The 12,190-nt window shown below is 52.6% G+C and carries 11 protein-coding genes; 2 read left to right on the top strand and 9 right to left on the bottom strand.

Translation table 11 applies throughout. The features are described 5' to 3' along the window. Positions 1-154 precede the first annotated feature (154 nt). Complete coding sequence (locus tag JWZ98_RS02440) at positions 155-889, top strand: hypothetical protein (RefSeq protein WP_205453029.1); 735 nt, start codon at positions 155-157, stop codon at positions 887-889. Positions 890-985: 96 nt separating this feature from the next. Here the strand turns inward: JWZ98_RS02440 and dapD are convergent, their stop codons facing one another. The 7 genes from dapD to JWZ98_RS02405 all read right to left on the bottom strand — a co-directional run bounded on the left by dapD (position 986) and on the right by JWZ98_RS02405 (position 7,848). Continuing rightward, on the bottom strand, positions 986-1,804 hold the full coding sequence (gene dapD, locus JWZ98_RS02435; protein ID WP_205453028.1) for a 2,3,4,5-tetrahydropyridine-2,6-dicarboxylate N-succinyltransferase: 819 nt from the start codon (positions 1,802-1,804) through the stop codon (positions 986-988). A 124-nt stretch (positions 1,805-1,928) separates the two neighbouring features. Further along, positions 1,929-3,131, bottom strand: a complete 1,203-nt coding sequence (gene dapC, locus JWZ98_RS02430) for a succinyldiaminopimelate transaminase (protein ID WP_205453027.1) — start codon at positions 3,129-3,131, stop codon at positions 1,929-1,931. Then, the gene (locus JWZ98_RS02425) at positions 3,131-3,916 is read right to left on the bottom strand and encodes a M48 family metallopeptidase (RefSeq protein WP_205453026.1); all 786 of its coding nucleotides are present in this window, start codon (positions 3,914-3,916) and stop codon (positions 3,131-3,133) included. Before JWZ98_RS02425 ends, dapC begins: the two co-directional genes overlap by 1 nt. Before the next feature lie 177 nt (positions 3,917-4,093). Next, entirely contained in the window at positions 4,094-4,585 is a 492-nt protein-coding gene (locus tag JWZ98_RS02420; RefSeq protein WP_205453025.1) for a CinA family protein, read from the bottom strand. Between the two features lie 84 nt (positions 4,586-4,669). Further along, a complete protein-coding gene (locus JWZ98_RS02415; protein ID WP_205453023.1) occupies positions 4,670-5,248 on the bottom strand; it encodes a DUF502 domain-containing protein in 579 nt (192 codons plus the stop codon). Positions 5,249-5,360: 112 nt separating this feature from the next. Then, entirely contained in the window at positions 5,361-6,452 is a 1,092-nt protein-coding gene (gene cydB, locus JWZ98_RS02410; protein WP_205453021.1) for a cytochrome d ubiquinol oxidase subunit II, read from the bottom strand. Next, positions 6,442-7,848 carry a cytochrome ubiquinol oxidase subunit I gene (locus tag JWZ98_RS02405; RefSeq protein WP_205453019.1) on the bottom strand — a complete coding sequence of 469 codons (1,407 nt, stop codon included), beginning with the start codon at positions 7,846-7,848 and terminating at the stop codon, positions 6,442-6,444. Before JWZ98_RS02405 ends, cydB begins: the two co-directional genes overlap by 11 nt. 165 nt (positions 7,849-8,013) lie before the next feature. Here JWZ98_RS02405 and JWZ98_RS02400 point away from each other — a divergent pair, with 165 nt between their 5' ends. Continuing rightward, positions 8,014-10,155, top strand: a complete 2,142-nt coding sequence (locus tag JWZ98_RS02400; protein WP_205453017.1) for a sensor domain-containing diguanylate cyclase — start codon at positions 8,014-8,016, stop codon at positions 10,153-10,155. A gap of 18 nt (positions 10,156-10,173) precedes the next feature. Here JWZ98_RS02400 and phoR read toward each other — a convergent pair whose 3' ends face one another. Together phoR and phoB are read right to left on the bottom strand one after the other, a co-directional pair. After that, a complete protein-coding gene (gene phoR / locus JWZ98_RS02395; RefSeq protein ID WP_205453007.1) occupies positions 10,174-11,448 on the bottom strand; it encodes a phosphate regulon sensor histidine kinase PhoR in 1,275 nt (424 codons plus the stop codon). A 6-nt stretch (positions 11,449-11,454) separates the two neighbouring features. Beyond that, a complete protein-coding gene (gene phoB / locus JWZ98_RS02390; protein WP_033155876.1) occupies positions 11,455-12,147 on the bottom strand; it encodes a phosphate regulon transcriptional regulator PhoB in 693 nt (230 codons plus the stop codon). Between the last annotated feature and the right edge of the window lie 43 nt (positions 12,148-12,190).

Below are 12,190 nucleotides of genomic sequence, written 5' to 3'. Positions count from 1 at the left end.
CTGTGTTCAGCGCATATTACTTACTGAAGGCCTCCAATCGCCAAGTTCCGAGCGATTGGCGTTCACTGCTGGACCAAGGCAAAATGCTAACGCAACATCCTAGGGCGCTTGACCGTTGGCAAAATTCTTAAACTCACAAATACGGAGAATAGATATGCGAATCAACTCACCCTTGCTGGCCACCACCGGCCTGCTACTAAGCTTAACCAGCCTCACTTCAGAGGCTATCTTGACGCCATACACTTCAGCCGATCAAAGCTTGGTATACAGTAGCGTCAGCAACATTACCTGGACCGCCGATGCCAATCTACTCGGTAGTCTGATTACCAGCCAAGGCTACAACAATATAGTCAACGCCATCACTGCCGCTAGTCCAGTAATCACTGACACACCAAATTTTTATGACACCCCATCTGACAGTGGCACTCATACCCTGAGCACAGTCGACTTCGGTGTCAATGGCCTAGTCAGCTGGTTTGGAGCCCAAGCCTTCGTCTCCTATCTGAATACCATCAACTATGCCGGCTCCAATCAATGGGCCTTACCATCGGCGGGCGCTAATCCGAAATTTGGATACCACCAAAGTGGTGGCCAATTTGGCCAACTGTTCTACAGCGAACTGGGCGGTAGAGTCGGCGAGATTCCAAACACAGAAAGCTTTACTAATGAGCAAACCTCTGGGTACTGGTTGGGGCCGGAGTATGGAATGGTCGCAGCCACGGGATGGACCTTCGTTACCTATGATGGGCGCCAAGACGTCTTCGGTAAGGACCAACTATTCTGCGCATGGGCAGTGATGTCCGCCGTACCCATTCAGGGCGCTATCTGGCTGATGGGCAGTGGTCTATTGGGATTACTTGGATTGAAACGGCGCGGACACGCCGGGTAATCCGATCATTTGGATGACAGGCCTTTTATGGGTCTGGGGACGACAAGCCCCCAGGCGATTTTTTGTGCGGGTACGGAGTACAATTCCGCCCCGAATTCAATCCCGCAACAACTCATTAATCCCGGTTTTGCTGCGGGTTTTCTCATCCACTTGCTTGATAATCACCGCGCAATACAAGCTGTGGCTGCCGTCTTTGCTGGGCAGGTTGCCGGAGACGACTACCGATCCGGCCGGGATGCGGCCATAAGTCACTTCGCCGGTCATGCGGTTGAAAATCTTGGTGCTTTGGCCGATGTAGACGCCCATCGATACCACGCAATTATCTTCGACGATCACGCCTTCGACGATCTCGGAACGAGCGCCGATGAAGCAGTTATCGCCGATGATGGTCGGGTTGGCTTGCAGAGGCTCCAATACGCCGCCGATGCCGACGCCGCCGGACAAATGCACGTTTTTACCGATTTGCGCGCAAGAACCCACGGTCACCCAGGTGTCGACCATGGTGCCGCTGTCGACGTAAGCGCCGATGTTGACGTAAGACGGCATCAGAATCGCCCCGGGCGCAATGTAAGAACCGTAACGGGCTACTGCATTCGGCACCACGCGGACGCCGGCTTGAGCAAAATCGGCTTCGCTGTATTGACCGAATTTGGTCGGCACTTTGTCGTAATAACGCACGTCGCCGCTTTCGATGACCTTGTTTTCATTGATGCGAAACGACAGCAGCACGGCTTTTTTCAGCCATTGATTGGTGACCCAATCGCCGTCTTTTTTCTCGGCGACGCGGGCTTCGCCTTTATCAAGCATATTCAAGGCTTCGGCAACCGCGTTACGCACTTCGGTTGAGACGGTGGACGGGCTGATTTCGGCGCGGTTTTCGAAGGCGTCGTTGATGATGGTTTCCAGGTTTGACATGCTTTCACTTCTTGGAATGGTTTTAAAAAAGGGTCTGGGTTTCTTCCCCCTTTGTAAAAGGGGGATCGAGGGGGATTTATCTAAAAATCTCCCCTAGCCCCTCTTTTTCAAAGAGGGGAAATTCCTACGGCTTGTTTTCATTGAGAAATGCTTTAATCCGTTGCGCGGCTTCTACACACTCTTCAATAGGCGCGACCAAGGCAATCCGCACATGGTTGGCGCCGGGGTTGATGCCGCCGCTGTCGCGGGACAAATAGCTGCCCGGCAGCACTGTAATGTTTTGCTGAGCAAACAACTGTTTAGCAAACTCAGCGTCATCAATCGGTGTCTTCAGCCAAATATAAAAGCTGGCCGGCGGCCGGCTAATCTCGCAGACATCCTGCAAAATTTCGATAAACGCGCTGAACTTGTCGCGGTACAACTGGCGGTTAAGCTTGACGTGTTCCTCGTCGTTCCAGGCAGCGATGCTGGCGTGCTGGGTCGGCACCGACATCGGGCAGCCGTGGTAGGTGCGGTATTTAAAATACTGTTTCAACACCTCGGCGTCGCCGGCGACAAAGCCGGAACGCAAGCCCGGCGCATTGGAGCGCTTGGACAGACTTTGGAAAATCACGCAGCGTTTGAAATCGGTAATGCCGGCCTGATAAGCGCTTTGCAACAAACCTTGCGGCGGCTGGGCCTCGTCGTCGTAAAGCTCTGTGTAACACTCGTCGGAAGCGATGACAAAATCGTACTTGTCGGCCAAAGCCAATAATTTCAGATGATCGGCTGGTGTCAGCACCGTGCCGGTCGGGTTGCCGGGCGAACAAATAAAGATCAACTGACAGCGTTGCCAGATCGCCTCCGGCACGCTGTCAAAATCGGGCAAATAACCATCCGCCTCGACCGTATTCAGATAATACGGCTCGGCGCCTGCCAGCAGAGCAGCACCTTCGTAGATCTGATAAAAAGGATTGGGCATGATCACCACCGGCTTATCGGCCGGATCGACCACGGCCTGCACCAAGGAAAACAAGGCCTCGCGGGTACCGTTGACCGGCAATACCTGGCTTTCGGCATCCACACCGCCGGCCGGAATTCCAAACCTGCGGCAGGTCCAGTCGGCAATGGTCTGACGCAATTCCGGTAAACCTTTGGTGGTGGGATACTGCGTCAAGCCGTGCAAATGCCGCAGCAAGGCTTCCTGAATAAAATGCGGGGTGGCGTGTTTTGGCTCGCCGATCGACAAAGCAATATGCGCTTTCTCAGCCGGCGGCGTAATGCCTTGTTTCAGCGTAGCCAGTTTTTCAAACGGATACGGATGTAATTGCGATAAATGCGGATTCATTATTTGCTGCAATGCGGCTGTCTGCCATTGTTTCTAGCTTGTTGCTGCATCTGCAACGCTTGATTCATATGCTGATTCAAGTTCTCGATGCGGCTACCGTGCGATGGATGGGTGGACATAAATTCGATAGGTTGGCCGCCCTGCGCAGCCTTATCCATTTTCAACCACAAGTTGACGCTTTGCCTAGGATCAAAGCCGGCTTTGGCCATCAAATCCACACCAATAGTGTCGGCTTCGGTTTCATGCACCCGGCTGAACGGCAGGATGACACCGTATTGGGCACCAACGCCTAATAAGCCCAGCGCAGTTTGCCCCAATGCGGTTTGCGGCTGCGACACGGCTTGCACCATCGATAATCCGGTGCTGACCGCGGTTTCCTGCGACAAACGCTCATTACTGTGGCGCGCCAGGACGTGGCCTACCTCGTGACCTATCACCGCCGCCAGTTGATCTTGATTGTCGACCAGATTGATCAGACCGGTATGTACACCAATTTTGTTGCCAGGCAATGCAAACGCATTCAGGGTTTCATCTTCAAACACCACCACTTCCCATTGCCCGCCGGTTTGTTGGGTAATGGCTTGCGCCACACAGCTGGCAAATTGACTGTAGCGTGGGTTTTGCGTAATAGGGTTTTTGCTTTTCATGTCACTGAAGGATTGCAAGCCCATTTGATCGACCTGATTATCAGACATGTAGATAAACTGGGAACGGCCGGTAGGGCTAGTAGCGCAAGCAGCTAGCGCTAAGGAAACAGCCGTGGAAAGCAGGAGTTTTTTCAACATGGCGACAACATCCGCAAGCAAAAGAAGCGGCATTTTAACGTAACTTGTGAGCCGGAGTTAAAAGCTTTTTGGCCGATCAAGCCTTATTCCGACTCCGGATTGAACTCAGGCTATTTACAGAACAGCTCTTGAAAATACCTGAATCAGACGCTGTCGAAGAAATAAAAATCGCCGGGATTAGGCGTTTTCCAGCATGTGTAAAAGTTGTTGCAAGCAAAACAGCGTTGCCTGCTGACGTATCGACTGCCGGTCGCCGCTGAATTGTTTCTGCAAACAAGCGCCGTTAGCGCCGCGCATTTGCCAGGCGATAAATACGGTTCCGACCGGCTTTACCGGCGTGCCGCCATCCGGTCCGGCAATACCGGTGACGGCCAAAGCCAGATCGGCCAGGCTATTGGTCAAAGTGCCCGCCACCATTTCCAAAGCAGTCTCTTCGCTAACCGCCCCCACTCTCGCCAAAGTCTCCGGTTTGACACCCAGCATATCGATTTTGGCATCGTTGCTGTAGGTGACGAAACCCCGGTCAAACCATCCGGAACTGCCCGGCACATCGGTAATTGCCTTGGCAATGCCGCCGCCGGTGCAGGATTCCGCCAAAGCCAGACGTAGCCTCAGGGTGTTTAGTCGATTGCCGAGCGCTTCGGCGAGTAAATAGCTTGGATCGTGCATGACATCCGGTTAGCTGATACGGCATCAAGCCGAAAAGGGGTTTTGTTGCAGCGAAAAGGTCATCGCTGCAACAGACGGGAGAACTTACTTAGGCAATTTGGCGATTTCCGAGACTTTTTCGAAATCGGCGCCGACGCTGATGATAAAGCTGGTCACTTGCTCGATACTCATATCCGATTTAACTACTTTCGATTCGTGGACAATGACCGCAAAACCTGAAGTAGGATTAGGCGATGTCGGCACAAACAACACATAACGGTCGTCGGTCTTGTTGGTTACGTAGGCAGGCACCCAAATGCCCTCCTTTGGATATTCGATATAAACCACTTCGCGCGGCTCTTGCAACTGATGCCCGGCGATCATGTTCACCAGCTTTTTGGTGACGCGGTAAATCGTGCTTAACAGCGGGATGCGCTCGATCAGGTGTTCGAACATCGCGATAATGGAAAACCGGCCTAGGCTGACCCGACTCCCCACATAGGTAATGGTCGCGAAGCTGGCGGCAAACAACAAAAACGTCACCAGATAATTATCGGAATAACCGTAAACGAATTGAAACAAATCGGTAAGCCGGTCTTTCACGAACAACACGATTTGTACAATCACCATAATCGGTATAAACGCCAGAATGCCGATCAGGGTGTGATTAAGGATTTTCTTCATGATGCGCCTACCTTTATTAGTTATAGTTGTTAGGGAACTAGGTTTTAGCAGAGTTATGCCGGTTAAGGAAGTCTCGATGTATGCATTGCCTCCGAAACACCCCTAGCCGCACTCAAGGTAACATTTTATAAAGGCCGCGCGTGGCAATCGCCATCAGCGGCAGCATTACTCCCGTCAAGCACAGCAGTGCGTTTAAGGTCGTCAGACTGGCACTGGCATCCCAAATAGTTAAAGAACTATTTAAAGAGATATTGGACGGTGCCAAGAACGGAAACAAAGACACCCCCATGGTCAAAATCACCATCACCACCATCACGGCACTAGCCAGCAGCGCCCAATAAGCCCTATCCAGACGGGACAACACCAAAGCGGCTATCCCGCAGACAAAGGCCAAAGCGGGCAAGGCCCATAGAGCCGGCTCGTGCTCGTAATTGTCCAACCACAAACCGTCGCCGCGTTTCACAAATTTAGTCAAAGGGTTAGAAACCCCATTCGGCATAATCTCGGTGCTGACGTGATAACCCTCCAGATGAGTAATCCAACCGCCGGCCAACGCAAACAATACCAAAAATGCCAGACCGCTGGACATGACCAGCGCCTTGCTGCGCTGGTACAGCTCGTCTTGGCTATGCGTTTGCAGATAAATCGCGCCATGCACTGCCAATAAGGCTACGCAGGTAGCGCCGACCAAGGACGCAAACGGACTGAACAGCCCGGAAAAGCTGCCCAGAAAAGCAATGTGCATATCACTGGCTAAATGAAACGGCACGCCTTTCAACAGATTGCCGGCCATCACCCCCAACAGCGCCGCCGGCAACAAGCCACTAATGAACAAGGCCTTATCCCATTTTTTCAGACTATCCTCGCGCGTCACGCTAGCTCTGAAATACCAGCCCAAAGGCCGCACGAATAGCGATAACACCATCAACAATAGCAAAGGTTGAAAGCTGGCAAACGTCGCCGCATACACTGTCGGCCAACCGACAAACAAGACTCCGATAGTTACCAATAGCCAGACTTGATTCCCGGCGCTGGTTGGTGCCAACCTGGCGACCAGCTCGGCGCGCTGCGCTTCGGAAATATGCAAAAAGGGTAACAACAGGCTGACGCCGATCTCGATACCGCTGCTCAGCACAAAACCGATCACGAACAAGCCCAACACGCCCCAACAGATCAAGCGCAGCATTTCATAATCAAGCAACATAACTCGGCTCCTGGTTAATCGGCAACGCGGTGGCGCTGCCCTGCCCGATAAACTTTAAAGTTAACATGACTGCCAACGCCAGCAGGCCGGCATAGGTCAAACCGTAAGCCGCCAGACTGACTGCCAGATCGGCGACAGCCAATGTGGATACCCCGTGCCAGATGGGCAGCATATCGGCCACCAGCCAAGGCTGCCGGCCGAACTCCGAGATAAACCAGCCGCTGGCACTCGCCAACCATGGCAACGGTAAAGTGTAAACACTGGCCTTGAATAACCAAGCATGCTGCCATCCGACGATATTGACCGCGTTTGCCGCTACAAACAGCAGTGCCAGTAAGGCGCCGGCCGCAATCATCAGTCTATATCCCCAATACAAACGCCCGCTAGCCGGCACGCTAGCGCTGACGGCTTGTTCTATATGCGCCGGACTGGCATCTGTCACGCTTTCCCGCCAACGCTTCAGCAATAAACCATAACCCAAATCCACTTTGGCGGCGGCAAACGCCGCCAACAGTTCCGGCTCTTTTTTGTCGTCGCGCAATTCTTGCAACAAGGCATAGGCTTTTACGCCATTGCCGATGCGCTGGCGATTTTGTGCCAAAGTCGCAGCATTGGGCAGACCGTTAATGGCCGCCAATTTGTTATGCTGCATCGCGCCGGCGCCATAAACACTGGCATCGCCTATCGCCATCGTAGCGATCACACTCGCCAAACCCAAAGCGGCCGCCATCCGGTAAGAACGTTGCGCCAATTCGGTTTCGCGCTGATTCAGTAAATAGTAAGCGCTGATAGCCAACACAAAACCAGCCGCCACCACATAACCGGCCAGCAAACTATGCACAAATTTCGCCCAAGCCAGCGGATTGCTCAGAACCAACGACACATCAAGCAACTCCAGGCGCAGCGTTTGAGTGTTCAATTCCGCACCCACGGGATTTTGCATCCAGCCGCTGGCGATCAGAAAGCCGAAAAAACTCAAGTGACAGCCAATCGCGATTAGCCAAGTCACCGCCAGATGTGTGCCTTTACCCAGGCGCTGCCAGCCAAATAAAAACCAGCCCAGGCCGTTGGCAGCTATAAACAAACCGGCAAAGCCCAACAATAAAGGCAAGGCAAACACATCGCCGACATAATGCGCAAAATACGACCAATGAGTGCCGAATTGACTCGCCATCACCAAAGAAGAAGCCATATTCAAGCCAAAACCAATCGCGAACAACTTGCCCCAGAACTGGGTGATACGTTGATAAACGCCCTGCCCGCTGAGTAAAAACCAGGATTCCATAGCCGCCAACAAGAGCGATAAACCCAGCGTCAAAGGTACGAATAGAAAATATTGCACTGCATGCAGCGCAAACTGCGCCCGCGATAACTCAACAACCGTTTCGGAAATCATCCCCACTCCTCGGTCAAGCTCAAAAATGCGGGCAATTATAGAGTTATCCACTTGTTTGTCTGCGATTTTTCTCGACCGATTCGCATTAAAACCCGCGTGAAAAACTGGAGAATACAGACGACTGATATACACTTTTCAACTTACAAGCACACATTCCAAAACCTCATGGGCTTTACTCCGCGCCACATCGTTGGACTGAAAATAGTCGCTATAGCCCTGCTCTACGCCATGCTGGCCAAACTGGTATTGGCTTTTTTTTCCGACAACGGCAATGTCACGCTGGTTTGGTTTCCAGCCGGCCTGGGGATGGCCACTTTTCTGTTGGGCGGCAAGCGCTATTGGCCGGGCGTATTCATCGGCGCGTTTCTGGCCGGCATGCTGGTCGGCGACTCCTGGTTAATCTCCGCCTGCATCGCTACCGGCAATATCCTGGAATCCTGGCTTGGCGCCTGGCTACTGCTCGGCAACCCAGGCTTTTCGCTATCGCTACGGCACCCGCGGGATTTTGCCTGGCTGACTTTGACAGGCATCATCGCCGCCTGTTTCAGCGCACTGATCGGCCCCATGACCTTGTTTTTAAGCAAGTATCTGCCTGCCGAAGCCCTGCTGCCCAGTATGCGGCACTGGTGGATGGCCGACGTATTGGGAATCGCCTTGGTCACGCCTTTAATTCTGATCTGGCGACACTGGCCGAAAGACTGGTTCGCCCCCAAACGCTTACTGGAAACGCTGGCCTTCATAGCAACGAGTTTTTTGAGCGGCCAGGCGGTGTTTTTAAGCTGGTTTCCCAACCTGCTGAACGCTTACGGCGAAACCTATTGGGCCTTCCTGTTTGTGGTTTGGGCGGCTGTCAGATTCGGCCGTCACGGCGTCCTGCTTTTGGTGACCATGACCGCCATTCAATCCCTGTGGGGATTGCAACATCAGTTGGGCGCATTCGCCACCATACACCTGCAAAGCGGCCTGTTAAACATCTGGTTTTACTTGTTCATCCTGGCCAGCGTGGGCATACCGTTGGCCCTGACTTTATTCCATCAACAACAAATCAACCAGGCCTTGCAACAAAGTGAAGCACGCTTGAGTTTTGCATTGGAAACCATCGATACCGGCGCCTGGGATCTGGATTTGCAAGATTATTCGGTGCAACGCACGGCCATACACGATCAAATTTTCGGCTACAGCCAACTGCTGCCGCATTGGACCTATCATACATTTCTCGGCCATGTCACACCGGAACATCGAGATGTGGTCAATGCCGGTTTCCAAACTGCCTGCACCCAACACAGCAATTGGAATTTCGAATGCCGAATTCGCCGCATCGACGGCGCAATCCGCTGGATTCGCGGCTCCGGTTGCCACCAAATCGGCAATAGCCCGCGCATGACCGGTATTTTGCAAGACATCACGGCACACAAATTGGCTGAAGAAGATCGGCAACTAGGTATGTTGTTTTACCAAAATTGCAGCGAAGCGATGATGATCACCGAAGCGGATGCCACCATCGTCTCGATTAACCCGGCATTCAGTCGCATTACCGGTTACTCCGCCGACGAAATAATCGGCAAGAACGCCCGGATTCTAGGCTCCGGCCGGCATGACGATAGTTTTTTCCAATCCATGTGGCAAATCATCAATAGCAAAGGGAAATGGCAGGGCGAAATCTGGAATCGACGTAAAAACGGCGAACTCTATGTCGAGCAGCTCAACATCAACACCATTTTCGACCGCAACGGACTACCGCTAAAGCGTATTGGCCTGTTTTTCGACATCACTCAGCGTAAGCTTGGTGAAGAACAACTGTGGAAACAGGTCAATTTAGATCCGCTCACGGGTGTTGGCAATCGCCGCCTGTTTTACGACAGACTGGAGCAAGACATTAAAAAAGCGCAGCGCGGCGGCTGGTTTTTGGCATTGCTGGTGGTGGACATCGAACACTTCAAAGACATCAACGAGCGCTTTGGTTATGCGCAAGGCGACAGCATTTTGCAGGAAGCCGCGCAGCGCGTGCTAGCGAATGTTCGGGAAACCGATTTGGTGGCGCGAATGGATGGTGCGGAATTTGCGGTCATCCTTACCGAGCTGGAAAAAACCGACAGCACGGAGCGCATCGCGCAATTAATTATCGAAAAACTCGCCGAACCGTTTACGCTGGAACACGATACAGCCCAACTCAATTGCCGTATCGGTATCGCCATCTGCCCTGACCATGCCGACAATACCGAAGCGCTGAAACAAGCCGCTATGAATGCCGTAAAAAAAGCCGCCTCACAAACTTACCGATTCGCCAATCCGCCGACCGCGTTTTAACCGCGATTCAGCCAAGCCTCAACACAGGCGCTGCCGCGGAAACACGCAGCGGAATTTACTACCTCTGCCCAGTTGGCTTTCAATGTCCAGCTTGGCATCGTGCCTGACCAACACATGCTTGACGATGGCCAGCCCCAAACCCGTGCCGGGGATTTTTTGATTGCGCTTCACTTCGGCGCGGTAAAAGCGTTCGGTAATCCGGGGAATATCCACACTGGAGATCCCGTCGCCAAAATCTTCCACTTCAAAATAAACGCTGCCGTCGGGCTTGCCCCGCCAACTCACTTTAACCGGCGAGCTAGGCTGCGAATATTTCATGGCATTAACCAACAGATTGCTGAAAGCACTGCGCAACTCCTCCATATCGCCACGCACATTGGCTCGGCTATCCAACACCAGCTCGACCCGGCGCTCATCCTTTTCCAACAAATCGCTTTCCTGGCAAACCTGCACGAGCAAATCAGGAATATTCACGCATTCGAATTTCTTGGTTTTACTCTCCAGGCGCGCCAGTAGCAGTAAATCATCGATCAAGGCTTGCATGCGCTCGGTCTGTGCCGCCATGTTTTGGAATGAGCGGGTGTAAGGACTGCTACCGTCGTCAAGTTCCTGCAAGGTCTCCAGATAACCACGCAACACGGTAATCGGCGTGCGTAATTCGTGCGAGACATTGGCCACAAAGTCGGTACGCATCCGTTCGATATTCTTTAGATGGGTGACATCCTGCGCCATCAACAAACGTAAGCCGGCACCGTAAGGGAAGATACCGATTTGCAAAATCATGTTTTCGTTGATAGGCGAAGGAATACAAACCTTGTTGTGGTAATCCTGATCCTTCAGGTACTGAATAAACAGCGGGTGCCGCACCAAGTTAGGAATCCGCTGTCCGTTATCGGAACGCTTCAGGCCCAGATAGTCATAGGCCACTTTGTTGCTCCACTCGATTTCGCCGTAGCTGCCTAGTACCACAATGGCGTCAGGCAAGGCGCTGGTCGATTTGCGAAACCCATCCAGCATTTTGCCCAACTTCTTCTTCTGGCGCTTTTGGCTTTTGCGAATTTTATAAAAGTGGTAGTAGATGTCGCCCCAGATCCCTTTAAAATCGGGGCGCTCTCCGCGGCCGCCCTGGCTTAACCAACGCTCCAGGCGGCTCACGTTGATCGATTGCTTAATGTAGAGAAAAAGGGTGATTGCCCATAAGAAATAGCTGAGGTGCCCGACAAAAAAACTCAGCAGTAAAGCCGGTATCAGTAAAGCAATAGCAATATTTATTTCCCGCTGCCAACGCTGCATGAATAATCAGTCTGCCATCGAAAAGCGGTAACCGAATCCGCGTACGGTCTGGATCAGTTCCTCGCGGCCATATTCGGCCAGAATTTTGCGCAAGCGGCGAATATGCACATCCACGGTACGCTCCTCTATGTACACGCTACGCCCCCAGACCTGATCCAGCAAATGGGTTCGGCTGTAGACCTTGTCGGGATTGGTCATAAAAAACTGCATCAATCTAAACTCGGTAGGACTGACTTCCAGACTGCGGCCGGCGATAGTCAGTTTGTGTTGCTCGGCATCCAAAGTGAGATCGCCGACGCTGAGCTGTCCGGATTCCGACAGCTTGCCGCTGCGACGCATGACGGCCTTGATGCGGGCGATCAGTTCTTTGGGCGAAAAAGGCTTGGTCACATAATCGTCGGCACCAATTTCCAAACCGCGAATTTTGTCTTCTTCCTCGCCGCGCGCAGTGAGCAAAATAATAGGCAATTCCTTGTAACCCGGCTCGTTTTTCAAGCGTCTGGCCAATTCCACGCCGCTGATGCCCGGCAGCATCCAGTCCAGAATAATCAAATCCACCATATTATCGGCCAAACTCTCCCGGGCCTGCTCGGCACTGCCAACGGCGATCACCGTCAAATTGGCCTGTTCCAGCACCATGACCAGCATCTCCCTGATCGCTTCTTCGTCTTCCACGACCAGGATTTTCAAGTTCGACATAAGCATGTTTAGTCTAAAGGGTCCAAGGATTAGGCTAATTTAG

Source organism: Methylomonas sp. EFPC1, from assembly GCF_016925515.1.
Classification (GTDB): Bacteria; Pseudomonadota; Gammaproteobacteria; order Methylococcales; family Methylomonadaceae; genus Methylomonas; species Methylomonas defluvii.
Note: the sequence above shows the minus strand (reverse complement) of the source record. Positions and strands in the feature narration are given on the sequence as shown.

What these genes read in the sequence shown, in the direction of transcription:
- dapD (WP_205453028.1), bottom strand. Translation starts at nt 1,804, where the DNA reads ATGTCAAACCTGGAAACCATCATCAACGACGCCTTCGAAAACCGCGCC.
- JWZ98_RS02425 (WP_205453026.1), bottom strand. Translation starts at nt 3,916, where the DNA reads ATGTTGAAAAAACTCCTGCTTTCCACGGCTGTTTCCTTAGCGCTAGCT.
- JWZ98_RS02400 (WP_205453017.1), top strand. Translation starts at nt 8,014, where the DNA reads ATGGGCTTTACTCCGCGCCACATCGTTGGACTGAAAATAGTCGCTATA.
- JWZ98_RS02440 (WP_205453029.1), top strand. Translation starts at nt 155, where the DNA reads ATGCGAATCAACTCACCCTTGCTGGCCACCACCGGCCTGCTACTAAGC.
- phoR (WP_205453007.1), bottom strand. Translation starts at nt 11,448, where the DNA reads ATGCAGCGTTGGCAGCGGGAAATAAATATTGCTATTGCTTTACTGATA.
- JWZ98_RS02405 (WP_205453019.1), bottom strand. Translation starts at nt 7,848, where the DNA reads ATGATTTCCGAAACGGTTGTTGAGTTATCGCGGGCGCAGTTTGCGCTG.
- JWZ98_RS02415 (WP_205453023.1), bottom strand. Translation starts at nt 5,248, where the DNA reads ATGAAGAAAATCCTTAATCACACCCTGATCGGCATTCTGGCGTTTATA.
- JWZ98_RS02420 (WP_205453025.1), bottom strand. Translation starts at nt 4,585, where the DNA reads ATGCACGATCCAAGCTATTTACTCGCCGAAGCGCTCGGCAATCGACTA.
- cydB (WP_205453021.1), bottom strand. Translation starts at nt 6,452, where the DNA reads ATGTTGCTTGATTATGAAATGCTGCGCTTGATCTGTTGGGGCGTGTTG.
- dapC (WP_205453027.1), bottom strand. Translation starts at nt 3,131, where the DNA reads ATGAATCCGCATTTATCGCAATTACATCCGTATCCGTTTGAAAAACTG.
- phoB (WP_033155876.1), bottom strand. Translation starts at nt 12,147, where the DNA reads ATGTCGAACTTGAAAATCCTGGTCGTGGAAGACGAAGAAGCGATCAGG.